A 24,852-nucleotide genomic window follows, 5' to 3' on the forward strand; every position below is an offset into this window, starting at 1 on the left:
CGCGAATACGGTCAGTCATTCAACGTTGATATCGACTGACACGCCGCTTTCGCGAGCAAGCCCGCTCCCACACAGGTACTTCAGCCAGCCGCGCCGACGCCGGTATTCGTCCGCACCCGCCCCTCGAGCCTGCGCTTCAGCCCCCGCGATTCAATCAACAGCTTCGAACCCTTGCCCGCATTGGCTCGTCCCCATTCCTCCAGCAACTCCAGACACGAGTGATCGATGTAGCTCAGGTTATTGAGCGGCACATGCACCGTCGTACCCACCGGAATGCTGCCCAGCACCCGGGTCAGCGCCGGCACTTTGAGGAAGGTCGCCGCGCCCGTCAGGCGCAACTCCATCTCCCCTTCCCGGGGCAGGTCGATCAGGCTGATCTTCAAGCGCGAGGCTTTCAGCGCCAGTTTCACCAGTGTCAGGCCAAAGCCAATCAACACGCCCGTCAGCAGGTCGGTAAAAACGATGGCCAACGCGGTTGCCGCGTAAGTGAACATCGGCGCCCGACCGTACCGACCCAACCCTCGAAAGACCTTGAGATCCACCAGTTTGAAACCGGTGTACACCAGCACGCCCGCCAGGCTCGCCACCGGAATGCTTTGCAGCACGCTGGAGAGCAACAGTACGAACGCCAGCAGCCACAGGCCGTGGAATATGGTCGAAAACCGCGTGGTTGCTCCGGCCTGAACATTCGCCGAACTGCGCACGATAACGCCGGTCATTGGCAAGGCCCCAAGCAGGCCACACAGCATGTTGCCGATACCTTGCGCCGTCAGTTCCCGGTCAAAGTCCGAGCGCTGACCACTGTGCATCCGATCAACTGCCGCGGCTGAGAGCAAAGTTTCGGCGCTGGCGATAAAGGCCACGGCAAACGCCGCGATCAGCAATGTCGGATCGGCCAGGTTGAGCAGGTCAACCGGCTTCAGCCAGTCGATGGCCTCTGCCAGGTTGGCCGGGACCTCAACCCGTTTGACCTGCAACGCCAGCACCAGGCTGGCCAGCGTGGCCAGACCGACACCCAGTAGCGCCCCGGGAATGAAGCGCAAGGATTGCGGACGGAATTTTTCCCACAGCCACATGACAGCAATCGTCGACAGACCAAGCAAGCCGGCTTGCCAGCCAAACGTGGGCAATGCCTGAGCCAACGCCGCCGGGAAGGCTGCCAGGTTATCGAGACCCGAGGGTTTGGGCACCGCATCCAGCATTACATGCACTTGGGACAGGACAATCAGTACACCGATCCCGGCCAGCATGCCGTACACCACCGCAGGCGCCGTCACCCGAAACCAGCATCCCAGCTTCAATCGACCCGCCACCAGTTGCAGCAAACCCGCCAGTAACAGGATGGGCCCAAGCATGGCGATACCGTGTTGGCGGACCAGTTCGAATACCAGAACGGCCAGGCCCGCTGCCGGGCCACTGACTTGCAGCGGCGAGCCGGCCAACCAGCCCACCACCAGACCGCCGATGATGCCGGTGATCAGACCTTTTGCCGGTGGCAACCCCGAGGCAATGGCGATGCCCATGCACAGGGGCAGGGCGACCAGAAACACGACCACCGAAGCCAACAGCTCCCGTGGCAGAACAGCTTTGAGTCGAGCAGCACGCATGGTGAGTCTCCCGAAGTTTTCTTCAGGCATGGCAAAGCCAGGCTGCCTGAACGGCAGCCTCGGCTAAACCACACAACGATTTAGGAGGAGTTAGAAGCGCGCTTTGGGCGTCGCCACGGGAATTGGCAGGCTGCCATTGAGCGGCAGGAAACAGCCCTGATCGGCGTCGTACGCTTTGATTTCGCTGGTTTCGATGTTGTAGACCCAGCCGTGGATAAACAGCTGACCGTTGGCCATGCGCGAGGCAACCGACGGATGGGTACGCAGATGCTGCAATTGGGCGATCACATTCTCCTCGGTGAGGATGTGCATGCTTTCGCTTTCGTTAGAGCAGTTGCAGTTCTCCTGCACCATGGTCTTGGCCACTTCGGCATGACGCAGCCAGGCTTTGACCGTGGGCATTTTCTCCAGACTGTCCGGGTTGAGTACCGCGCGCATGGCGCCGCAGTCGGAATGCCCGCAAATGATGATGTGATGCACCCCCAGAGCCAGTACGGCGTACTCGATGGCCGTGGAGACACCACCGTTCATTTGCCCGTAAGGCGGCACCACGTTGCCGACGTTACGGGTCACGAACAGGTCGCCCGGGGAGCTTTGTGTGATCAGTTCAGGAACGATGCGCGAATCGGCGCAGGCGATGAACATCGCTCGTGGCCGCTGGGCCGTGGCGAGTTTCTTGAAGAGCTCTTCCTGCTGAGGAAAGATCTCATGATGAAAATGCAAAAAGCCGTCAACGATATGCTGCAACGCTGCATCGGCGGTTTCGGCCTCGGGTTGGGCGGAAGCCGACGCAGCCAACGGCTGTTTATCCTTGTCACTCATCAATTCATCCTCATTGGCGGGCTCAGGGAGTCATCCCGTGTGGTCCGGTGTGAAGCCAGTGGCTGGTTAAAAAACATCCAGGCCAAACATCTCGACCCATCAGTCACTCGATGAACAAGGTAGCGGCCGAATCTTAATTGAAACTGAATAAAACGCTCTAGAATGCGTGTTCCAGGTCACAAAAAACGTGACTAGCCTAAGGCGCGAGCGCGATCTTCAGTACTCAACCATAGGCCAATTGTCCTCAAATCAACGACATTTGGCGACCGGGCGGACAAAAGGCATTGCAGTCCAGGTCAAAGCCTTCCCGGTGATTGAGCCCCAGGCGCTTGATGGTTTTGGCAAAGCGCTGTGCCAGCAGGTCGGCGAAGGGACCTTCGCCGCGCATTCGAGCGCCAAAGCGGCTGTCGTAGAGTTCACCGCCACGGCTCTGGCGAATCAGGCTCAGCACATGCGCCGCCCGTTGAGGGTAGTGGGTCGCCAACCATTCCTCGAACAGAGGCGCCACTTCAAGCGGCAAGCGCAGCATCATGTAGGCGGCACTCTGCGCCCCGGCCACATGGGCCTCAGTGAGCAGACTTTCGAGTTCGCTGTCGTTGATCATCGGGATCATCGGTGAACACAGAACACCGACCGGGATACCCGCCTCGCGCATGACCCTGATCGCCCGCAGCCGCGCCTTGGGCGCTGCGGCGCGGGGTTCGAGGATGCGCTTGAGTTCGTCGTCCAGTGTGGTCAGGCTGATCATGACCGCCACCAGTCTTTGGCTGGCGAGCTCGGTCAGCAGGTCCAGGTCACGAAGAATCAGCGAGCCCTTGGTCACGATGGTCACCGGGTGCCGGTAGCGCAGCAGCACCTCAAGGGTCTTGCGGGTGATCCGGTATTCGCGCTCGATCGGCTGATACGGGTCGGTGTTGGAGCCGAGGTTGATCGGTGCACATTGATAGCCACGTTTGGACAACTGCTCCTCCAGCACATCCACGGCGTTGGTCTTGGCGATCAGCTTTGTCTCAAAATCCAGTCCGGGCGACATGTCCCAATAGGCATGACTGGGGCGCGCATAGCAATAAATACAACCGTGCTCGCAGCCGCGATAGGGGTTGATCGAGCGATCGAAGGGCAAGTCCGGCGACGTGTTGCGGGTGATGATGGTTTTCGCCGTTTCAATGCGCACCTCGGTGCCTTGAGTGAGCGGCACCTCCTGATACCAGCCGTCGTCTTCGGCCAACGAATGACTGGGGGCGAAACGGTTGTGCGGGTTGGTCGCAGTGCCGCGGCCACGGGGAGGAAATGGCGTGTGCATGAAAAACACCCAATGACTGTATGTGCATACAGTACATCGATCAATACCACTCGACCAGCACCGTTCGGCACTTTCTGATTATTTGTCATGCGCGCTTGCGTGAAGCAACCGGGAGAAACATATAAAGCCTGGCTGTTGCGACAAAGCCACATGTACCATTTTTTTCGCTGCAAAACATAAACACCGATATTCTATAAAAGGATTTATTTATGTCGTTTTTTAATCGCCGCGGTATATTTCTGCAAAAACTTGGACCGACTGTAGTCGACCCCAATGAAGTACTGGTATCGATGCAGTTCGCACTCAAGGAAGAAGGCTGGGATGAAGAAAACTCGGTCGCGACCACCTCTTTGCTGGACTCCACCACACTGATTGCGTCCTCATACGACGGCGGTCAGTCTTTTAGTATCGGCAGTGTCGACAAAGATATTGATGGTAACGGGACCATCAATTCCGATGATAAGGAAAAACTGCTGGCTCTGGCCAAAGCGTACGCCAGCATTGCGAAATATTGAACCAAAGGTCCAGGCAACTATATTTTTACTTATCAGGTCCGGTCGAAGTTAATAATCGATCGGGTTTGATTTTTTTTGTCGCCTATAACAATGCACTTTTCAATGAGCGAGGCTCGATCCTTGATGAAACATTCATCATCCCGTCAGCTTCACGATTCTTTGACAGCCCTCTCACAGGCCTTTGACCGGGCGTGGCTGATCCTTGCCAGCATCTTCCCGTGCCTTTCAGAACGGTCGCTCAAGCATGCCTCTATCACGTTTTTTATCTGCAATATGCCTGTCGCTGGCCACACTCGTTAACCTGACACCGGCATTTGCTGACGACAGCGCGATGCACCGTCCGGCAGACTGGGCTCAACCGATCGAGAAGCAATACAACCTCTTTCAAATCTCGCCAACCCTCTACCGCAGCGCCTTGCCGGACAAGGACGCGGTGCCGCTGCTGGAGAAACTCAAGGTCGGCACAGTGATCAACTTTTTGCCTGAAGAGGACTCCAGTTGGTTGTCCACACCAGGCATCACGCAAGTGCAGCTGCCTTATCGCACCAACCATGTGGATGACGCCGATGTGCTCAAGGCCTTGCGCGCCATCCAGAATGCCGAAGCCAAAGGCCCGGTGCTGATGCACTGCAAACACGGCTCTGACCGTACCGGCCTGATGGCGGCCATGTACCGGATTGTCATCCAGGGCTGGAGTAAGGAAGAGGCCCTGAACGAAATGACCGAGGGCGGCTTTGGTGACAGTACCCACTTCAAGGACGGCATCCGCTACATGATGCAGGTCGATGTCGACAAACTGCGCACGGCCCTGGCCAATGGCGATTGCAGCACCAGCCCGTTTGCCGCGTGCTCGATGAAGAGCTGGTTCAAGTCCGCTCATATCGAATAAAAAAGCCCCCGTTGCATGGAGCAACGGGGGCTTTTTTACACTCAGTGCTGTTCGTCGGGCTTTTTCTTCAGCTTCGGATTCGGGAAGAACTGAACCGCCTGAACCTTGGTGTCCGGGGCTTTGGGTGCGGTGGTGTTGACCCGCGTACCTAACTCCTTGGGCACCGACAGCCCTTGCTCATTGAGTGTGTCGGAATAACCGCAGGCCACGCACTCCCGGTGCGGGACCTGGTCTTCGTTCCACATCATCAACTTGTCCGGCTCGCTGCATGCCGGGCAGACAGCCCCGGCGATAAAGCGCTTTTTCGTAATCACAGGCCCCTCACTCATGCTGCCGCGTCCTCACTCAGGCCGCTGTGGCGCAAGAGTGCGTCAATCGATGGCTCACGGCCACGGAAGTCGACGAACAGCACCATCGGCTCCTGGGAACCGCCACGGGCGAGGATCGCTTCGCGGAAAGCACGACCGGTGTCGGCGTTGAGCACGCCTTCTTCTTCGAACTTCGAGAACGCATCGGCCGAGAGCACTTCAGCCCATTTGTAGCTGTAGTAACCCGCGGCATAACCACCGGCGAAGATGTGCGCAAAGCTGTTGGGGAAGCGGTTGTAGGCCGGCGGACGCATCACCGAGACCTCGTCGCGTACGCTTTCGAGCACTTGCAGCACGCTGCGGCCGTCGCCATGGGTCGCGTGCAGTTCGAAATCGAACAACGAGAACTCCAGTTGGCGGACCATCATCAGGCCGGACTGGAAGTTTTTCGCCGCGAGCATTTTCCCGAGCAGGTCCTGAGGCAGTGGCTCGCCGGTTTCGTAATGACCGGAAATCAGCGCCAGGCCTTCCGGCTCCCAGCACCAGTTTTCCATGAACTGACTTGGCAGTTCGACGGCATCCCATGCCACACCGTTGATGCCGGACACGCCAGCATGTTCGACGCGGGTCAGCAGGTGATGCAGGCCGTGACCGAATTCATGGAACAGGGTAGTGACTTCATCGTGGGTCAGCAGCGCAGGCTTACCGCTGTCAGCCGGGGTGAAGTTGCACACCAGGTTCGCCACCGGGCTTTGCAGCACGCCGCCAGCCGTGCGGCGACGGTCGCGGGCGCCATCCATCCAGGCACCACCGCGCTTGTTGGCGCGAGCGTAGAGGTCGAAGAAGAAGCGGCCGACGTGCTGGCCGTTTTCCCTGATTTCGAACAGGCGAACGTCCGGGTGCCAGGTGTCGAAGCCTTTGAGTTCGGCAATCTCGATGCCGTACAGGCGCTGGACGATGGCGAACAGGCCGCTGAGCACCTTGTCGATCGGGAAGTAGGCACGCAGGGCTTCCTGAGCCACGCTGTAACGTTGTTCACGGAGTTTTTCACCGTAGAAACCGCTGTCCCAGCTTTGCAGGTCCGGGCAGCCTTGCTCGGCCGCGTAGGCCTTGAGCTGTTCCAGATCCTGGGCGGCGAACGGCTTGCTGCGCTTGGCCAGGTCGCGCAGGAAGCTCAGCACCTGATCGCTGGACTCAGCCATTTTTGTGGCCAGACTCAGCTCGGAGAAACTGCTGAACCCCAACAGCTTTGCCAACTCCTGGCGCAGATCGAGGATTTCTTCCATGACCGGGCCGTTGTCGTTCTGGCCGGCATTCGGCCCCTGGTCCGACGCACGGGTGCAGTAAGCCGCGTAGACCTCTTCGCGCAGTGCGCGGTCCTGGGCATAGGTCATCACTGCGTAATAGCTCGGGAATTCCAGGGTGATCAGCCAGCCGTCCAGGTCCTTGGCCTGTGCCGCGGCAGCCATTTGCGCCTTGGCCGAATCGGTCAGGCCGGCGAGGGCGGCTTCATCGGTGACGTGCTTGGTCCACGCCTGAGTGGCATCGAGCAACTGGTTGGAGAAACGGCTGCCCAGTTCCGACAGCTTGCTCTGCACTTCGGCGTAACGTTTCTGTTCGGCTTCCGGCAGGTCGATACCCGACAGACGGAAGTCACGCAGGGAGTGTTCCAGGATGGTTTTCTGCGCCACGTCGAAACCGGCGGCTTCAGGACTGCTGGCCAGGGCTTCGAAGGCCTGGAACAGCTCGCGGTTCTGGCCCATTTCGGTGGAGTAGGCGCTCAAGGCAGGCAGGCAGGACTCGTAGGCTTCACGCAGTTCGGCGCTGTTGCACACGGCATTGAGGTGGCTGACCGGGCTCCAGGCGGCACCCAGGCGGTCGTTGAGTTCGTCCATCGCTAGCACCAGGCCGGCCCACGTTGGCTGCTTGGCCTGGGTCTTGAGGATCTCGACGATGGCGGCGCGGTTGTCAGCCAGGATCTGTTCAATGGCCGGTTGTACATGTTCGGCGCGGATGGTGGAGAACGGCGGCAGGTCATAGGACTGCAAAAGAGGGTTGTTCACGCTCACGGTTGATACCTTGGCTGGAGAAACATGCAGCCATCTTAATTACAATCGACGTTCACCGCAGCTATCAGCAACAGAGAGAAACCCTATCGTGAACCTTCGCAAGTATCAGAACCACACGCCGCTGCTGGGTAAAGGCGCTTTTGTCGATGGCTCGGCGGTAGTGATCGGCGACGTTGAAATCGGCGAAGACAGCTCGGTCTGGCCGCTGACGGTGATCCGTGGCGACATGCACCACATCCGCATCGGTGCGCGCACCAGCGTGCAGGATGGTTGTGTGTTGCACATCACTCACGCCGGCCCGTTCAACCCCGATGGCTTTCCGTTGCTGATCGGCGATGACGTGACCATCGCCCACAAGGTCATGCTGCATGGCTGTTCGGTGGGCAGCCGGGTGTTGATCGGCATGGGCAGCATCGTCATGGACGGCGCCGTGGTCGACGATGACGTGATCATCGGCGCTGGCAGCCTGGTGCCACCGGGCAAGCACCTGCAAAGCGGCTTCCTGTATGTGGGCAGCCCGGTGAAGCAGATCCGCCCGCTGACGGACAAGGAACGCGCCTTTTTCACCTACAGCGCGGCGAACTACGTGAAGCTCAAGGACCTGCATCTGGCCGAAGGCTACGACCAGCTTTGACCTGGCTCCCTAATTCAGGACTCAACATGCATTACCAAACCGTTTTGTTCGACCTCGATGGCACCCTGACCGACCCGCGCGAGGGCATCACCCGTTCGATCCAGTTCGCCTTGGGCAAACTGGGTATCGATGAACCGGATCTGGGCAAACTCGAACACTTCATCGGCCCGCCACTGTTGCAGGCTTTCATGCAGTTCTACGACTTCGATGAAGCCAGGGCGTGGGAGGCGGTGAATTTTTACCGCGAACGCTTCAAGGTCACCGGACTCTACGAGAACCGCGTGTTCGACGGCGTCACACCGCTACTGGAAACCCTGAGCGGGCAAGGCCGGCAGCTGTACATCGCAACCTCGAAACCCTGGGTGTTCGCCCGTGAAATCGCCCGGCATTTCGACTTTGCCAAACACTTCAAGGTGATTTACGGCAGCGAACTGGACGGCACCCGGACCAACAAGGTTGATCTGATCGCTCACCTGATGGCCGAAGAAAACCTGGACCCGGCCAATACCCTGATGATCGGCGACCGCAAGCACGACCTGATCGGCGCGCGCAGCAATGGCCTGGATGCGGCGGCGGTGGGTTACGGGTTCGGCAGCCACGAAGAACTGAGCGCCGAAGCGCCGGCGTATCACTTTGAAACGCTGGCTGAGTTGCATCAGGCGTTTTTGCAGCGGTAGTTGAAACACGCCCATTCAATGTGGGAGCGGGCTTGCTCGCGAAGGCGGTGGGTCAGGAAACGATGTTGTCGACTGACACTCCCTCTTCGCGAGCAAGCCCGCTCCCACAGGGGGCTGTGTTCTTACCTTAAGGTCTTGGTGGTGGCGCCAGTTTCTGTCCTTGCTCCACCGCCCAGTTCACCACTTGCGCGGTCAACTGATCATTCGCCTGACCGAACCCGGCCACCGCCGCCGGGACCTGCACATTGCTCAACGGCTGGTGCACTTCGAAGCGGCGACTGGCGAGGATGCGCTGGTCGTAGCTGCGCACCAGCAATGCATCCAGACGCACGACCACGCTGGCACTCGTACCCTGGTATTCCGTCTGGAACGCCTGCAGGCTGCCGCCCAATTCAAGATCGGTCTGGAAAATGCTGTCATCGGTGCTCAACAACGGCACACGCCCGTCATGCTGGAAACCTTGCAGCAGGCGATTGCGCACCAGCACCGGCGCCGGGTCGCTCCAGCGCGAGCCCTTGTAGTGGCTGATCACGTCGCCCTGAGGAATGACTGCAATGTTCGGACTGTTCAACGCTTCACTGGACTGGAACTTGGTCAGGCGCAGCGACCAGTGCTGCAGCTTGCCATGACTGGCTGGCGTGCTGCTCTGGGCTGAGGGCAATCGATAGACCTCGAAAAGCTCTGGCTTGGGCAGGATCGAGCACGAGCCGATCAGCGTGAAGCCAGCGAGGAGGGCAATCCGGATCAGCTTCATGGCGTGAATTCCTTGGTCTTGTCACTGCCCAGCAGGTAACCGCTGGGGTCGGCCTCCAGACGTTTGGTAATGACGCGCAACGACGACAGGGTTTCGCGCATCTCGCGCACGGCCGGGCCCAGGCCATTGAGGCCTTGCATGCCGCTGTTGAGCGACTCCTGATTGGCGCTGATCAGTGTGTTGAGGGTGGCGCTACTTTCCTGCAGCGACTTCATCGCCTGCTCGGCGCTGCCCAGCGCTTCCTTGCCATGATCGTTGAGCAGCCCGTTGGCATTGCGCATCAGCGTCGTGGTCTGCTCCAGCATGTTGTTGGCCTGCTTGCCCACCGAGGCCAGTTGCTGCATGGCCTGGCGGATATCGCCGCGCTGATCGGCGATGGTTCCGGTGGTTTGCTCCAGATGCTCCAGGGTGTTGCTGATGCGCGCGATGTTTTCCGTGGAGAACATCAGGTTGGCGTTATGCATCAGCGTGCTCACCCCGGCCATCAGGTCTTCGCTGTCATTGAGCAGGCGGGCGATGGGCGAGGGCGAGGCGACAATGGTCGGCAGGTGGCCGTCCTTGCCCTTGAGCGTCGGGCTCTGTGGCGTGCCGCCGCTGAGCTGGATGATCGAGGTCCCGGTGACGCCGGTCAGGGCCAGTTTGGCCTGGGTGTCTTCCTTGACCGGGGTATCGCCGGCCAGGCGGATTCGCGCCAACACCCGGCGCGGGTCTTTCGGGTCCAGGCGCAGCGAGATCACATCGCCGACCTTGATCCCGCTGTACTGCACCGAACTGCCCTTGGACAAACCGCTGACCGCCTCGTTGAACACAACCTCGTAGTCCTTGAACTCGGTGTCGACACTGGACTTCGCCAGCCACAGACCGAACAACAGCGCGGCCGTCACCACAATCACGGTGAACAGGCCGATCAATACATGATGGGCTCGGGTTTCCATGTCAGACCTCGTTGAGCTGTTGGGCGGCCGTCAACGCCGCGCGGCCGCGAGGGCCATGGAAGTATTCGTGAATCCACGGATCGTTGGTTTCCGAGACCTTGTCGATGGCGTCTGCCACCAGCACCTTTTTCTGCGCCAGCACCGCCACCCGGTCGGTGATGGTGTAGAGCGTGTCCAGGTCGTGGGTCACCAGAAAGACACTCAGGCCCAGGGCATCGCGCAGGGTCAGGATCAATTGGTCGAACGCGGCAGCACCGATCGGGTCGAGACCGGCGGTGGGCTCGTCGAGAAACAGGATGTCCGGGTCCAGCGCCAATGCCCGGGCCAGTGCGGCACGCTTGATCATGCCGCCGGACAGCGACGCGGGGTACTTCTCCGCCGCCGACAACGGCAACCCGGCCAAGGCCATTTTCACCGCCGCCAGATGCTCGGCGTCGTTGCGGGTCAAGCCGGCGTGCTCGATCAGCGGCAGGGCAACGTTCTCGGTCACGGTCAGCGAAGAGAACAGCGCGCCTTTCTGGAACAGCACACCGAATCGCCGCTCCACCAGCGAGCGCTCGTGCTCGGACAAGGTTGGCAGGTTCTTGCCGAAGACTTTCACCACCCCGTCACTGGGCTGGCGCAGCCCGACAATGCTGCGCAGCAGCACCGATTTGCCGCTGCCGGAGCCGCCGACCACGGCGAGGATTTCACCCTTGTACAAATCCAGGTCGAGGTTCTCGTGCACGCTCTGGGAGCCAAAGCGATTGCACAGCCCACGCACTTCAATCACCGCCTCGGAGGGCGCTCGGGGTACACGACTCACCAACCCATCTCCATGAAAAACATCGCAGCGATCGCATCCATCACGATCACCACGAAAATCGACTGCACCACACTCGACGTGGTGTGCACGCCCACAGATTCAGCGCTACCACTGACCTTGAAGCCTTCGAGGCAACCGATGGCGGCGATGAGGAAGGCGAAGATCGGGGCTTTGACGATCCCCACCAGAAAGTGCTGAACGCCGATGTCCGATTGCAACAGCGAGATGAACATCGCCGGCGAGATATCCAGCTTCACCGCACAGACCACCGCGCCGCCGATAATCCCCGACAGCATCGCCAGAAAGGTCAACATCGGCAGGGCGATCAGCAACGCCAGGACCCGCGGCACCACCAGCAACTCCACGGGGTCGAGGCCCAAAGTGCGGATGGCGTCGATTTCCTCGTTGGCCTTCATCGAACCGATTTGCGCCGTGAACGCACTGGCGGTGCGCCCGGCCATCAGGATTGCCGTCAGCAACACACCGAATTCACGCAGGAAGGCAAATCCCACCAGGTCCACGGTGAAGACAGTGGCGCCGAAGGTGGCCAACACCGTCGACCCGAGAAACGCCACCACGGCGCCCACCAGAAAAGTCAGCAGGGCAACGATGGGGGCAGCGTCGAGACCGGTCTGTTCGATGTGGGCGATCATCGGCGTGACGCGCCAGCGCTTGGGACGGAACAGGCCGCGGACGATGGTTTCGATGATCAGGCCAACGAAACCCAGCAGTTGCAGGGTGTCCTGCCAGACGGCGTCCACCGCGCGGCCGATGCGGGTCAGCAACTGAATGGAAACGCTGACTTCCGGTTCCTTGATAGGTACGCAGAAATCGGTCAACGAGCAATAGACGGTTTGCAGCAACGCCCGATCGGCAGCGGAAAGTGTGCAATCAGGATGTTCGGCGGAACGGCCGAGGCGCTCGGAGCCGAGCAGCTCGACCAACAGCGAGGCGCCGGCGGTGTCGAGGGCGCCGAGACCATTGAGGTCAATGGGGGTGTTGGTGTCGTACTGGCCGTGGAGTTTTTCGCTCAACAGCTTGAGGTCAGCGTAATGGGCAAGCGTCCAGTCGCCCGTCACCCGCAACCGTGCAGGAGTGAGCGACGTGTCCAATCGGGCGTTGCCGGCCATCGTGCTGCTGATCATAAGCTCCGTGCTTGTTCAGTGATTAGGCAGCTCTACGTAATAGCACGAACCGCACTACTTTTCTTTGATCGCTGTGCTGTCCGTGACCTTGAAACGCAGCACGCCGATGACCTGGCCATCTTCGGTCAGCACCCGGACCTGCCATTTGCCGGCCGGGTTGCCCGGGAAATTCTGCTTGTGGGTCCAGGCCCGGTAACCTTCCTTACGCCCGCCACGAATATCCAGAGGGATACGGTCGACCTCTTTGCCGTTGAACTGCCAGACGTGATAAATCCGCTCGTCCAGGCCACGCGGGGCATTGATCGCGGTGTAGGCGTAAAGCCCGCCGTTGCGAATCTGCTCGGCGCTGACTTCGTCGAGGCTGGCACCAGGCGTGCGGTCCTGCATTTGCGTACTGATGGCCACGTCGGTCATCCACAGCGTCGCCGGTGGCACCCACGAGCGCAGCTCCCACCCGACGGCGCCAATGCCCAGAGTGATACTCAAAATCGCCAGCGCACTGCGCAGGGTACGAATCGGGAAGATCGACGCCAGGCTCGGGAACGACAGCAGCACCGAGATACCCAGCGCCCATTTGAAACTTTGCGCTGTGGTCAGGTGCATGATCACCGGCAACGCGGTGAGCAGCGCGGCGAACAGGGTCAGGGTGTGCAGGGCCAGAAATGCCCAGCGTCGTGGAGCAAGCCACTTGTAGTACAGCGGGTCGATGATCGAAATCAGTGCCGCGACGCCCAGCAGCCCGGTGAAAAACAACTGGCCGCTGTTCCACGTCGTGGTAATGAAGAAGAACGGCAGGACAAAAAACAGGCTTTCCTGATGGATCATCTGCGTTGCGTAACGCAGCAAGGGTTCCGGGATTTCGCGCTTGAAAATGCGCGTGAACAACTTGGTCAGGGTGTTCTCCAGCATCAGCCAGATCCAGCTGATCAGCATGATGGTGGTGATCCAGCTCGCCAGGCCTTGCTGGCGATCGACCAGGATGAAACTGCCTACCCCGGAGATGAAACCAGCAAGCGCAATGACCCCGGGGTAGCGCTTCATCAATTCGAGGATGCGCTGTACGAAACGGGGCAGGTTTTGCATTCGGCGGTTTCACAGTGGTTGTAGGAAAAAACCTCGACAGGGTACCGCTGGTGCGGCGCTGTGGCGAGAGTTTGCGGTCAGTTGCACCACGCAACCTGTGGGAGCGAGCCTGCTCGCGATGGCGGCGGATCAGTCAACTTTGATGTTGAATGACATGGCCTCATCGCGAGCAAGCTCGCTCCCACAGAGGATTGTGTTTCCCACAAGGAGTTTTCTTGCCAAACAGAATGATTACTTCCTGCGATGCAAACGCCAGCCCACCAGCATCAACACGATCAAGCCCACCCCACCAACCACCAACCACATCAACTGGTCATAGCTGAACAACGGCTTCTCGATCCGCAAATAACCCGGCTGCAACAGCAGTTCACGCACGGCCTTGTTCGCCTCTTCCAGCGTCACCCCTTGCAGCTCCCGGGACGGGTTGGCGAAACGGCCGTCCTCGTAGTTTCCGATGGCGCTCCAATAGTAGTCGGCCAACGCACTGTTGCCTTGTACGGCCCAGGCCTGGCGGGCGATCGCAGCCTGCTTCAGGCGGTTGAAGGTGTCGGCATTGAGGCCGTCCCTGAGCAGTCCGGCCTTCAAGTCGTCGAGCACTTGTTCGGCCTCGGACACGTCGTCACGCTCAAGGTCGGCATTGAGGCTCATGAAACCCACGCCGCCGAACACTTCGCGCTCCGCCCAAGGGCCATAGGACAAACCATGAGCCAGGCGCAGCTGGCGATAGAGCGCCCAATCCAGATAGTCCTTGAGTAAATCGAAGGTTTGGTCGTGCCCATCTTCCAGCACCGGCTCCGGCACCAGCCAGTGCAGCTTGGCGCCGTTGCCGACCAGACCACGGGGCAAGGTGCGCTCATGGGCGGCGCTGGCCTGGATTTGTGGTAGCGGCGGATGCTCGCCGGGGGTGATCGCTTCCAGCGTGCCATACGCCCGCTCCAGATAGGCTGGCAGCAGCTTGTCGAGGTCGCCGACCACGATCAGGGTCATGTTGTTCGGCGCATACCAGTCCTTGCGCACCTGCTCCAGTTGTTCACGGGTCAGGCCATCGACTTGCGCACGCTCCGGGCATTTGAGGCCCAACTCGACGGCCAGTTGGTTGCTGGCCGTGTGGCCGAGGTCCTGACGATCGAGCCAGCGTTGCAGGTGTGAGTAGTGGCCGCCATCTTCACGCTCGACCACTTGCTTGGCCGCGTTGATCGCGCTGTCGTCGAAGCGGGTCTGGGTCAGCAGCGCCAGCAACAGGTCGAGTACCTTACGCTGGTTTTTCGCCGGGGCCTCGATGACGAAAGTCGTATCGGCATTGCTGGTGAAGGCATTCCACTCACCGCCCAAGGCCTGCATGCGCTCCTCCAGGCCACCTTCGCCACTGGCGTCAATGCCGCTGAACAACAGGTGTTCCAGCAGATGCGGTAATTCCTTTTCTTCGCAGTCGAAATCGTCCAGGCCAACGCCGACCACCAGCCGGATTGCCACATGCCCGCGATCAGTGCCGGGTTTGAGCAGCAACTGCAAGCCATTGCGCAGCGTGTAGCCCTCGACCTGGAAGCGATCCAGGGCGAATGACGGGAGTGAACCAAGCAACAGGCAGGCGAACAACAGACAACGCATAACAAGCTTCCATACGACCAGCGTAAGTTCAACAGACTTCAGGCGACTGTGGACGTTCAGGGTGAATGAGTGATGTCGCTCAAATCGTCGACCACCAGCGCACCGGTGTCCGATGTTTCCAGCACCACGTAGGCACTGCTGCAAAACAGCGAATTCAGACGCTTCATGTCGGCGATCAGCTCCAGGTGCAACGAGCTGGTTTCGATACTTTGCACGATTTTACGTTGCAAACGGCTGACATGAGCGTGGGCAAGACGCCGTTCCTGTGCGCGGAAACGACGTTTTTCACGCACCAGTTGGCGCGCACTTTCCGGATCACCACTGAGAAACACCGACATCCCGAGCCGCAGGCTGGAAATCAACTGAGTGTGCAGTCCGGTCAGTTCCTCCAGCCCGACTTCGGAAAACGACCGGCGCTGCGAGGTTTTCTGCTGCTGAATCTTGCGCAGCATGCGTTCGATCAAGTCGCTGGCGAGCTTCAGGTTGATCGCCAGCTCAATGATTTCCGCCCAGCGCCGGCTGTCCTGATCGCTGAGGTCTTCCCGCGGCATTTGCGCCAGGTACAACTTGATCGCGCTGTAGAGCGCTTCGACATCGTCGCACAGGCGGCGGACTTCCTGGGTGACTGCGGTTTGCTTGCCATGCAACACGTCAAGCATGGCTTCGAGCATGTTGTCGATCAGGTCGCCCATGCGCAAGGTTTCCCGGGCCGCGTTGGCCAGCGCCAGACCGGGCGTGACCAACGCCGTGGGGTCAAGATGCCGGGGCTTGGCCGTGCCGTTGGCCAGCGGGCGCTCCGGCAGCACCCAGGCGCAAAACCTGGCCATCGGTTTGAGGCTGGGCAGCAGGATCAGGCAGCGCACAGTGTTGTAGAGCAGGTGAAAGCCAATGACCATTTCCTGAGGGCTGAAATCCAGGCCATCAAGCCAGCGCACCAACGGGTCGAGCACCGGAATGATCAATAAAAGGCCAATCAGTTTGTACAACAGGCTGCCCAGCGCCACTTGGCGTCCGGCGGCGTTCTGCATGCTGGTGCTGAGGAAGGCGAGTATGCCGCTGCCGATATTGGCGCCGATCACCAGCCCGATGGCCACCGGCAGGCTGATCACGTTGGCACCCGCCAGGGTCGCCGTCAGCAGCACGGCGGCCAGGCTTGAATAGGAAATCATCGCGAACAGCGCGCCAACCAAGGCGTCGAGCAGGATGTCACCAGTGAGTGAGGCGAAAATCACCTTCACCCCTTTGGCGTGGGTAATCGGATGCGCCGCCTCGACAATCAGTTGCAGCGCCAGAATGATCAACCCCAAGCCAATGGCGACACGGCCCAACTGCCCGAGTCGGGTCTGTTTGCGCGACAGAAAGAAAATCACCCCGACAAAAATCAGTAACGGCGACAGCCACGACAGATCGAACGTCAGCACTCGTGCCATCAGCGCCGTACCGACGTCCGCGCCAAGCATGGTGGCCAGCGCCGGGGTCAGCGCCATCAGGCCCTGGCCGACAAAGGAGGTGACGAGCATGGCAGTGGCGTTGCTGCTCTGGACCATCGCCGTCACGGCGATCCCGGAGGCGAAAGCCAGCCAGCGGTTGGCCATGTTATGGCTGATGACATGGCGCAAATTGGTGCCGTAGACCCGCAGGATGCCGGTTCGGACGATGTGCGTGCCCCAGATCAGCAGGGCCACGGCGGAAAGCAAATTGAGCAGGGTGAGCATAATGACCCCCTGTGGTGTAGCGCCCCAAAGGAGCAAGTTAACGGTACCGCGCGACGTTCTACGTTCTGTACTTAAGCTGTAGTTGGCTAACGGTCTGCGCGCCAGCATCGCATAGCCAAAGAAGGGATTGAAACAAAACTGTCATGAAATCCGGTTCATGCAACCTGCCAAAAACAAAGTGGGAGCGGGCTTGCTCGCGAAGGCGTCGTATCAGTCAACATTAATGTTGTCTGACACACCGTCTTCGCGAGCAAGCCCGCTCCCACAGGGTATTGCGTGCTACCGGGTTACTGGCCCGGAATGTCCTTGCGCAGCTTTACCGGATCCTGCTGTTTCTTCTTTTTCGCGATGGCCGTGCGCATCTTGATGTTGATCGCTTCCACCGCCAGCGAGAACGCCATGGCGAAGTAGACGTAGCCTTTTGGCACGTGCACGTCCAGGGATTCGGCAATCAGCACGGTACCGACGATCAACAGGAACGACAGCGCCAGCATCTTCAGCGACGGGTGCCTGTCGATGAATTCACTGATGGTGCCGGAAGCCCACATCATCACCAACACCGCCACGATGATCGCCGCGACCATGACCGGTACGTGGGAGACCATGCCGACCGCGGTGATGACCGAGTCCAGGGAGAACACGATGTCGATGATCGCGATCTGGATGATGGTGTAGAGGAAGTTGCCGCCCTTGCCCGAAGGCTCTTCGTTGGTTTCGTCTTCACCTTCCAGGGCGTGGTACATCTCTTGCGAGCTCTTCCACAACAGGAACAGACCACCGAAGAACAGGATCAGGTCACGTCCGGAGATGCCCTGGCCGAACACGACGAACAGGTCGGCGGTGAGGCGCATGACCCAGGTGATCGACAACAGGAGCAGAATTCGCGTGATCATGGCCAGCGCCAGACCGAAAATCCGGGTACGCGCCTGCATGTGTTTGGGCATGCGGCTGACCAGGATCGAAATCATGATGATGTTATCGATGCCCAGGACGATTTCCAGGGCGGTCAGGGTAAAGAAGGCAACCCAGATTTCAGGGTTGGTCAGCCATTCCATGTGTATTCCTTTGAGCGATTGTTAAACCACAAAGGGCCCGGGCTTCAAACAGCGAAGCCTGGACCCGAAGTGGTGAGTCTTGGGCTTATAGAGTGCTGAACATCGGGAAAGTCCCCAACAGCAGTGCAGCAATCAGTATGCAGATACAAACCAGCACTGCCCACTTCAGGGTGAAGCGCTGGTGGTCACCGAAATCGATACCGGCCAGGGCCACCAACAGATAGGTCGATGGAACCAGCGGGCTCAACAGGTGGACGGGCTGACCGACGATCGAGGCACGTGCCATTTCCACCGCGGTTATACCGTAGTGACTGGCAGCTTCGGCAAGTACCGGTAACACGCCATAATAAAATGCATCATTCGACATGAAGAAGGTGAACGGCATGCTTACCAGCGCCGTGATCACTGCCAGGTACGGGCCGAGGAAATCCGGAATCACCGACAACAGACTTTTCGACATGGCATCGACCATGCCGGTGCCCGTCAGGATACCTGTGAAGATGCCGGCCGCAAAGATCAGCCCGACCACGGCCAGTACGCTACCGGCGTGAGCCGCGACGCGATCCTTCTGCTGTTGCAGGCAAGGATAGTTGACGATCATGGCGATACTGAACGCCACCATGAACAACACCGGCAACGGCAGCAGGCCGGCGATCAGGGTGCACATCAGGCCTAGCGTCAGGGCGCCGTTGAACCAGATCAGCTTCGGACGACGGGCATCCGGGAACTGCGAAACACTGATTTCGCTGTGGTCGATTTCATCGCCCACCAGGTGCAGTTCACCCAGGCGCGCACGTTCACGTTTGCCGTAGAAGTAAGCGATAGCCAGGATCGCCACCACACCGGCCAGCATCGCCGGGATCATCGGTACGAAAATAGCCGACGGGTCCACGTGCAGTGCGCTGGCGGCACGGGCGGTCGGACCGCCCCATGGGGTCATGTTCATCACGCCACCGGCGAGGATGATCAGGCCGGCCATGATCCGCGGGCTCATGCCGATACGGCTGTAGAGCGGCAGCATGGCGGCCACACAGATCATGTAAGTGGTCGCGCCGTCACCATCGAGGGACACGACGAGCGCCAGTACAGCGGTGCCGACCGAAACCTTCAGCGGGTCGCCCTTGACCATTTTGAGGATCTTGCGCACGGCCGGGTCGAACAGGCCGGAGTCGATCATCAGGGCGAAATACAAGATAGCGAACATCAGCATCACGCCGGTCGGCGCGAGCTTGGTGATGCCTTCGAGCATCATCGGGCCGATTTTGGGACCGAAGCCGCCGAACAGGGCGAAGATGATTGGAATGAGGATCAGGGCGATCAGCGCAGACAGGCGCTTGGTCATGATCAGGAACATGAACGTGATGACCATGGCGAAGCCAAGGAAAGTCAGCATGGGAGTACTCCAGGCGTAGCGCGGCTAGGGAATGGGCGGATCGGGCGGGATCAGCGCAGAACGGGAAGCACGAGAGGTACGGACGGAGGCACAGCGAAGTGGCGGGTAGAAGAGGACATCAGAATCACCATTGTTGTTGTTAAATGGGCCTTTCGAGCAATCGAACACTCGCATTGGCCACCGGTCTTTTGCCGGTAGTGGCGGCGATCCTAATCGGGGAAGCTTTCAGCCAGCTTTCGCAATTGAAAGCTTTGACCGGATGCACGACCGGTCGTCGGACGGGGGCAGGGAGGTGAACCGGGTTACGGCCTTCGCGAGCAAGCCCGCTCCCACACTGGATCTGTGTCGTACACAAAGCCAATGTGGGAGCGGGCTTGCTCGCGAAGGCGTCAGTCATAACGCAGCAGGAGGAATGTCATGAACAATGTTCACACCGGCGGTTGCCACTGCGGGCAGCTGCGCTATCAATTCAGCGGGCCACTGCACGATATCGTCCACTGTCATTGTTCGATTTGCCGACGGGTCAGCGGCGGCATCGTGACCACCTGGATCACCGTGCCGGCATCCGCCTTTCAATGGCTGGCCGGGACGCCGTCGCGGTACGACTCTTCATCCACCTGCGCGCGTTATTTCTGCGGTCACTGCGGGGCGCAACTGGCGGTGGTAACGCACCTGAGCCCGGACAGCATCGACCTGACCATCGCCACCCTCGACCACCCCGAGCAGGCCCCGGCGCAGCGGCACATCTGGACTGACAGCCGCTTGCCGTGGCTGCATCTGGACGAACACTTGCCCGGCGAGGCTGAAGAAACACTCTGATCAAAAAACAGACAGATCCAGCGGTCGAATCGCGCCCATCCAGATCGCATGCTCGGTGTGGTCACGCCGATCGTCGCCGGTGTCCGGGTGTAGAAACACCACCAGGCCCTTGCGATTGAGCGCCAGCCACGGCAGCACGTCGCCCAGCACCTGCGGCTCGAACGCCAACTGGCAGCTCCAGTCCGGGTGTGGACCGACCGGGCGCTCGTGCACACGGCCCATTTTCACTGGAAACAATTGCGCCGCCTGCTCACACAGTGCCCGCGCCTGCCCGATCGAGTCGGCATCGAAGTAAACATGGGCGTGATAGCCCGTGATCTGCTGCATCGCAATCCCTCTGAAAGCTGTTCGAACCCTCACCCTTTCCTGCGGGTCACACGTTATATAGACGCTGGAAAAAGGGTTCAGCCATGAAAAATGCCGAAACCCCCGTTGTGAAAGTGGTGCTTTATGGTGCCATGAGTAGCCTGGGCAGTGCGCTGATGGCTGAAATGCTAAGACGTCAGCATGAAGTGATCGCGATTCTCGATGACCTCAATGCGCTGGCACCCCGTCCGGGGCTGCGTACCAAGACTGGCGACCTGTTCGACGCGCAACGGGTCAAGCAGAGTGTGGCCGGCAGCTCCGTGGTCATCTGCTTGCTGGACGCTCCAGGCTTACCGTTCAACAGCGAACACGTGGAAAAAACCATCGTACCGGGTCCGGTCGAGCAAGTGCTGGCAGTCGACGCCTTGATTGAAGGCCTGCAAGGAGCAGGCGTTGCCCGGCTGTTTCTGGTGGGAGATTTCGGAGTGCTGGACGAGCCAGAGCTCGAGGACAGCCTGCAACGTCACGCCGCAGAGGAAATCCGCGAGGCACTGCAAAGCAGTCCTTTGCAGTGGACGCTGGTTAACGAACCGCGCGGGGTACCGGGGCTGACCATCGAACATTTCGCCAAACCCGGTGGCAACCTCGAGCCGGGGCTGGCCGAACCGCTCGGGCGATTGGCTCGCACCGCCGTGGGCATTGCCGATGAATTGCACCTGAAACTGCACATCCGCGAGCACGTCAGTTTCATCGCGACCTCGGAACCTTGAATTGGCTGCTCCTGGAGCTGCCGCAGGCTGCGATCTTTTGACGCTCAAACCGCAATCGAAGGAAACGCCAACCCCGTTAACGACTCCGCGCTACCCGCCTGCTCAGCCATCAACCAATCCACAAACTGCTGGATCAACACCCCGCGCCGTTTACGCTGGGGCAAAACCACGTAATAGCCCAGCCGGGACATCACCGTTTCGCCGATCGGTCGGCACAACAGCCCTTGCGCCAGCAAGTTATCCACAAGGTGGCGCCAGCCGATGGCCACGCCCTGACCACCAATCGCCGCCTGAATCAGCAAGGTGTAATTGTCGAAACGCAGTTGCCCGGGCGCCGGGGGCGAGGTGATGCCCAATTCGCGGAATACGCCGCTCCAGTCGAACCAGTTACTGCTGTTTTCCCCACGCAGATGCAGCAACGGAAACTCGAGCAATGCCTGGGGGGGCAAAGGCAGGGAGCGCTCACTCAGCAACTGCGGGCTGCACACCGGAAACACTTCCTCACTGAACAGCCAATGGCTTTCACCCTGCTTGAAGCGGCCATCGCCGAACAGTACCGCCACGTCGATATCGGTACGTAGCATGTTATGGCTGCGTTCACTGGTGACCAGGCTGACATCCACCTGCGGATTGGCCGCGTGAAAGCGATGCAGACGCGGCATCAACCAATAGGCGGCGAAGGCAAAATCCGTGGCCACCTGCAGCACTTCATGCTGTTGCTGGGCACTGATTGCGCTCAATCCTGCGTCGATATTCTGCAATCCGAGCTGAACCTGCTGAAAAAGTATCAGCCCGGCTTCAGTCAGCTCGATACCGCGATAAATGCGATCGAACAATCGAGTCGCCAGTTGTTCTTCAAGGCGCTTGATCTGCTGACTGATGGCCGGCTGCGTGGTGCCGAGTTCAACCGCCGCCGCGGTAAAGCTGCGCTGACGGGCTGCCGCTTCGAAGGCACGAAGCAGATCCAGTGACAGGTCACCAAGGGCGTCATACATAAGCTGTGCTTATCCTAGTCATTGCCGTGCATGGGCTTTACCGCAAAGAGCTTGGGTTTCATTCTCGAAGCCAGCACTCTCGCATAAACATCCACTATGGAATGCCGCGATCACATGAAGCGCAAGAACATTCTTTTCATCATGGCCGATCAAATGGCCGCGCCAATGTTGCCGTTCTACGGTCCATCGCCCATCAAGCTGCCCAATCTCAGCCGCCTCGCCGCACAAGGCGTGGTGTTCGACTCGGCTTATTGCAACAGCCCCCTGTGTGCGCCGTCGCGTTTCACCCTGGTCAGCGGCCAGTTGCCGAGCAAGATCGGCGCCTACGACAACGCTGCCGATTTCCCCGCCGACGTACCAACTTATGCCCATTATTTACGCCGCCTCGGCTACCGCACCGCCCTGTCGGGCAAGATGCATTTCTGCGGGCCGGACCAGTTGCACGGCTACGAAGAGCGCCTGACCAGTGACATCTACCCGGCCGACTACGGCTGGGCAGTGAACTGGGATGAGCCGGACGTGCGTCCGACCTGGTACCACAACATGTCCTCGGTGCTGCAAGCCGGCCCGTGCGTGCGCACCAACCAGCTGGATTTTGACGAAGAGGTGGTATTCAAGGCCCAGCAGTACCTGTTCGACCATATCCGCGAGGATGGCGACCAGCCGTTCTGCCTGACCGTTTCCATGACTCACCCACACGATCCGTACACGATTCCCAAGGCTTTCTGGGATTTGTACGACGATGCCGATATCCCGCTGCCTGCAACCCCGGACCCGCATGATCTCGATCCGCACTCGCAGCGTTTGCTCAAGGTCTATGACCTGTGGGACAAGCCACTGCCTGTGGACAAGATTCGCGATGCCCGCCGCGCCTATTTCGGCGCCTGCAGCTATATCGACAGCAACGTCGGCAAACTCCTGCAAACCTTGGAAGATACCGGGTTGATCGACGACACCATCATCGTGTTTTCCGGTGACCACGGCGACATGCTCGGCGAGCGCGGCCTCTGGTACAAAATGCACTGGTATGAAATGGCTGCACGGGTGCCACTACTGATCAGCGCACCGGGACAGTTCGGGGCCAGCCGGGTCAGCGCCAGTGTTTCCACGGCGGACCTGTTGCCGACATTCGTCGAACTGGCCGGCGGCTCGCTGGAACCGGGCCTGCCGCTGGACGGCCGCTCGCTGGTGCCGCACCTGCAAGGGCAGGGTGGCCACGATGAAGTGTTCGGTGAATACATGGCCGAAGGCACCATCAGCCCGCTGATGATGATCCGCCGCGGTGCCTATAAATTCATCTACAGCGAAGATGACCCTTGTCTGCTCTTCGACGTACACAATGACCCTCGCGAACTGGAAGAACTCAGCCATTCGCCGCAACATCGCCAGCTGTTCGACGATTTTCTCGCTGAGGCGCGGGCGAAGTGGAATATTCCAGCCATCCACCAGCAGGTGCTCGCCAGCCAGCGACGCCGGCGTTTCGTAGCCGAGGCGCTGACCCTCGGCAAGCTGAAGAGCTGGGATCACCAGCCGCTGGTGGACGCCAGTCAGCAATACATGCGCAACCACATCGACCTCGACGATCTGGAACGTAAAGCACGTTATCCACAACCCTGCCAAAACCAATAATGTAAGGGGAAGTCCATGCAAAGGTTATCCACAGTACTGACGGTCGGGCTCCTGGCTCTGGGCAGTGCATCGGCGTTTGCCGATCAGAGTTGCGAGACCGTGAAGATGGCCGACCCGGGATGGAGCGACATCGCCGCGACCAACGCCATCACCGGGTTCCTGCTGGACGGCATGGGCTACAAGGCCAAGGTCGACACCCTCGCGGTGCCGATCACTTTTGGCGGGCTCAAGGATGGCCAGGTCGATGTGTTCCTGGGTAACTGGATGCCGGCGCAGCAGGGCTTCTATGACAAATTCGTCGCCAATGGCGATGTCACGCAACTGGCGAAGAACCTCGACGGCACCGAATTCACCCTCGCTGTTCCGGATTACGTATGGAATGCAGGTGTGCATAACTTTGCCGACCTGAACAAATACGCCGACAAGTTCGACCGCAAGATCTACGGCATCGGCTCCGGTGCACCGGCGAACATCTCGCTGCAAGAGATCATCAAGAAAAACGATTTCGACATGGGCCAGTGGAAACTGGTGGAGTCCAGCGAGCAAGCCATGCTGGCGGAAGTGTCCCGCGCGGTGAAAAAGCAGAAATTCGTGACCTTCCTCGGCTGGACCCCGCACCCGATGAACGTGCAACTGAAAATGCATTACCTCAAGGGTGGCGAGAAGTACTTCGGTGACACCGGCAGCGTGCACACGCTGACCCGCAAAGGTTATGCACAGGCCTGCCCGAACGTCGGCAAACTACTGACCAACCTGAGCTTCACCCAGGACATGGAAAACAGCATCATGGCCGAGGTGGTGAACAACAAAGTCAGTAACGCCGACGCAGCCAAGGCGTGGATCAAAGCCAACCCCGCGGTGTTGGACAAGTGGCTTGATGGAGTGAAGACCGTGGATGGGAAGGATGCGTTGCCGGCGGTCAAAGCCAAGTTGTAACCAATACTTGTGGGAGCGGGCTTGCTCGCGAAGGCGGTGGATCAGTCGACATTAATGTTGTCTGACCCACCGCCTTCGCG

24 protein-coding genes are annotated in these 24,852 nt (G+C 59.7%); 8 read left to right on the plus strand and 16 right to left on the minus strand.

Annotation, left to right across the window (positions count from 1 at the left end; all coding sequences use genetic code 11):
* Positions 1-80 precede the first annotated feature (80 nt).
* From BSF40_RS28720 to BSF40_RS28730, 3 genes are all read right to left on the minus strand, one after another.
* Complete coding sequence (locus BSF40_RS28720; RefSeq protein ID WP_095967868.1) at positions 81-1,607, minus strand: SulP family inorganic anion transporter; 1,527 nt, start codon at positions 1,605-1,607, stop codon at positions 81-83.
* A gap of 90 nt (positions 1,608-1,697) precedes the next feature.
* Positions 1,698-2,429 (minus strand): carbonic anhydrase, encoded by a 732-nt coding sequence (locus BSF40_RS28725; protein WP_007969824.1) that lies wholly within the window; start codon positions 2,427-2,429, stop codon positions 1,698-1,700.
* A 244-nt stretch (positions 2,430-2,673) separates the two neighbouring features.
* Complete coding sequence (locus tag BSF40_RS28730) at positions 2,674-3,732, minus strand: PA0069 family radical SAM protein (protein WP_095967869.1); 1,059 nt, start codon at positions 3,730-3,732, stop codon at positions 2,674-2,676.
* Positions 3,733-3,941: 209 nt separating this feature from the next.
* Between BSF40_RS28730 and BSF40_RS28735 the strand changes: the two genes are divergently transcribed.
* Together BSF40_RS28735 and BSF40_RS28740 are read left to right on the plus strand one after the other, a co-directional pair.
* A complete protein-coding gene (locus BSF40_RS28735) occupies positions 3,942-4,247 on the plus strand; it encodes a hypothetical protein (RefSeq protein ID WP_095967870.1) in 306 nt (101 codons plus the stop codon).
* Between the two features lie 244 nt (positions 4,248-4,491).
* Complete coding sequence (locus tag BSF40_RS28740) at positions 4,492-5,136, plus strand: dual specificity protein phosphatase family protein (RefSeq protein ID WP_172435773.1); 645 nt, start codon at positions 4,492-4,494, stop codon at positions 5,134-5,136.
* A gap of 41 nt (positions 5,137-5,177) precedes the next feature.
* On the opposite strand, the gene BSF40_RS28745 is transcribed toward BSF40_RS28740, so the two are convergent.
* Together BSF40_RS28745 and prlC are read right to left on the minus strand one after the other, a co-directional pair.
* Positions 5,178-5,465: a YheV family putative zinc ribbon protein gene (locus BSF40_RS28745; protein ID WP_007969831.1), complete on the minus strand. Its 288-nt coding sequence runs from the start codon at positions 5,463-5,465 to the stop codon at positions 5,178-5,180.
* Positions 5,462-7,513 (minus strand): oligopeptidase A, encoded by a 2,052-nt coding sequence (prlC, locus tag BSF40_RS28750; RefSeq protein WP_095967872.1) that lies wholly within the window; start codon positions 7,511-7,513, stop codon positions 5,462-5,464. Before prlC ends, BSF40_RS28745 begins: the two co-directional genes overlap by 4 nt.
* Positions 7,514-7,601: 88 nt before the next feature.
* Between prlC and BSF40_RS28755 the strand changes: the two genes are divergently transcribed.
* Both BSF40_RS28755 and BSF40_RS28760 read left to right on the plus strand, forming a co-directional pair.
* On the plus strand, positions 7,602-8,147 hold the full coding sequence (locus tag BSF40_RS28755; RefSeq protein ID WP_095967873.1) for a gamma carbonic anhydrase family protein: 546 nt from the start codon (positions 7,602-7,604) through the stop codon (positions 8,145-8,147).
* Positions 8,148-8,173: 26 nt separating this feature from the next.
* Complete coding sequence (locus BSF40_RS28760) at positions 8,174-8,824, plus strand: HAD family hydrolase (protein WP_095967874.1); 651 nt, start codon at positions 8,174-8,176, stop codon at positions 8,822-8,824.
* Between the two features lie 127 nt (positions 8,825-8,951).
* Here BSF40_RS28760 and BSF40_RS28765 read toward each other — a convergent pair whose 3' ends face one another.
* The 9 genes from BSF40_RS28765 to BSF40_RS28805 all read right to left on the minus strand — a co-directional run bounded on the left by BSF40_RS28765 (position 8,952) and on the right by BSF40_RS28805 (position 19,317).
* Positions 8,952-9,578: an ABC-type transport auxiliary lipoprotein family protein gene (locus BSF40_RS28765; protein ID WP_095967875.1), complete on the minus strand. Its 627-nt coding sequence runs from the start codon at positions 9,576-9,578 to the stop codon at positions 8,952-8,954.
* Positions 9,575-10,513, minus strand: coding sequence for an MlaD family protein (locus tag BSF40_RS28770; protein WP_095967876.1), 939 nt, complete (start codon positions 10,511-10,513; stop codon positions 9,575-9,577). Before BSF40_RS28770 ends, BSF40_RS28765 begins: the two co-directional genes overlap by 4 nt.
* A 1-nt stretch (position 10,514) precedes the next feature.
* Positions 10,515-11,318, minus strand: coding sequence for an ABC transporter ATP-binding protein (locus tag BSF40_RS28775; RefSeq protein WP_095967877.1), 804 nt, complete (start codon positions 11,316-11,318; stop codon positions 10,515-10,517).
* Positions 11,315-12,463 (minus strand): ABC transporter permease, encoded by a 1,149-nt coding sequence (locus tag BSF40_RS28780; RefSeq protein WP_095967878.1) that lies wholly within the window; start codon positions 12,461-12,463, stop codon positions 11,315-11,317. Before BSF40_RS28780 ends, BSF40_RS28775 begins: the two co-directional genes overlap by 4 nt.
* Positions 12,464-12,517: 54 nt before the next feature.
* A complete protein-coding gene (locus BSF40_RS28785) occupies positions 12,518-13,546 on the minus strand; it encodes a DUF5924 family protein (protein WP_095967879.1) in 1,029 nt (342 codons plus the stop codon).
* 231 nt (positions 13,547-13,777) lie between these two features.
* Positions 13,778-15,154: a pitrilysin family protein gene (locus tag BSF40_RS28790; RefSeq protein ID WP_095967880.1), complete on the minus strand. Its 1,377-nt coding sequence runs from the start codon at positions 15,152-15,154 to the stop codon at positions 13,778-13,780.
* 56 nt (positions 15,155-15,210) lie between these two features.
* A complete protein-coding gene (locus tag BSF40_RS28795; RefSeq protein ID WP_095967881.1) occupies positions 15,211-16,869 on the minus strand; it encodes a Na/Pi cotransporter family protein in 1,659 nt (552 codons plus the stop codon).
* Positions 16,870-17,156: 287 nt separating this feature from the next.
* Positions 17,157-17,924, minus strand: coding sequence for a TerC family protein (locus BSF40_RS28800; RefSeq protein WP_095967882.1), 768 nt, complete (start codon positions 17,922-17,924; stop codon positions 17,157-17,159).
* Between the two features lie 85 nt (positions 17,925-18,009).
* The gene (locus BSF40_RS28805) at positions 18,010-19,317 is read right to left on the minus strand and encodes a CitMHS family transporter (protein WP_095967883.1); all 1,308 of its coding nucleotides are present in this window, start codon (positions 19,315-19,317) and stop codon (positions 18,010-18,012) included.
* Between the two features lie 417 nt (positions 19,318-19,734).
* On the opposite strand from BSF40_RS28805, the gene BSF40_RS28810 reads away from it, so the two are divergent.
* The gene (locus tag BSF40_RS28810) at positions 19,735-20,136 is read left to right on the plus strand and encodes a GFA family protein (RefSeq protein ID WP_015092871.1); all 402 of its coding nucleotides are present in this window, start codon (positions 19,735-19,737) and stop codon (positions 20,134-20,136) included.
* Here BSF40_RS28810 and BSF40_RS28815 read toward each other — a convergent pair whose 3' ends face one another.
* The gene (locus BSF40_RS28815; RefSeq protein ID WP_095967884.1) at positions 20,137-20,463 is read right to left on the minus strand and encodes a DOPA 4,5-dioxygenase family protein; all 327 of its coding nucleotides are present in this window, start codon (positions 20,461-20,463) and stop codon (positions 20,137-20,139) included.
* An 83-nt stretch (positions 20,464-20,546) separates the two neighbouring features.
* Between BSF40_RS28815 and BSF40_RS28820 the strand changes: the two genes are divergently transcribed.
* Complete coding sequence (locus BSF40_RS28820; RefSeq protein ID WP_095967885.1) at positions 20,547-21,212, plus strand: NAD(P)-dependent oxidoreductase; 666 nt, start codon at positions 20,547-20,549, stop codon at positions 21,210-21,212.
* A 44-nt stretch (positions 21,213-21,256) separates the two neighbouring features.
* Here BSF40_RS28820 and BSF40_RS28825 read toward each other — a convergent pair whose 3' ends face one another.
* Positions 21,257-22,207, minus strand: coding sequence for a LysR family transcriptional regulator (locus BSF40_RS28825; protein WP_015092868.1), 951 nt, complete (start codon positions 22,205-22,207; stop codon positions 21,257-21,259).
* A 114-nt stretch (positions 22,208-22,321) separates the two neighbouring features.
* Here BSF40_RS28825 and betC point away from each other — a divergent pair, with 114 nt between their 5' ends.
* Together betC and choX are read left to right on the plus strand one after the other, a co-directional pair.
* Positions 22,322-23,836 (plus strand): choline-sulfatase, encoded by a 1,515-nt coding sequence (gene betC / locus BSF40_RS28830; protein ID WP_095967886.1) that lies wholly within the window; start codon positions 22,322-22,324, stop codon positions 23,834-23,836.
* Between the two features lie 15 nt (positions 23,837-23,851).
* A complete protein-coding gene (choX, locus tag BSF40_RS28835; RefSeq protein ID WP_095967887.1) occupies positions 23,852-24,772 on the plus strand; it encodes a choline ABC transporter substrate-binding protein in 921 nt (306 codons plus the stop codon).
* Positions 24,773-24,852: the final 80 nt, after the last annotated feature.

The organism is Pseudomonas sp. ACN5, assembly GCF_002303975.1.
Taxonomy (GTDB): domain Bacteria; phylum Pseudomonadota; class Gammaproteobacteria; order Pseudomonadales; family Pseudomonadaceae; genus Aquipseudomonas; species Aquipseudomonas laurylsulfatiphila.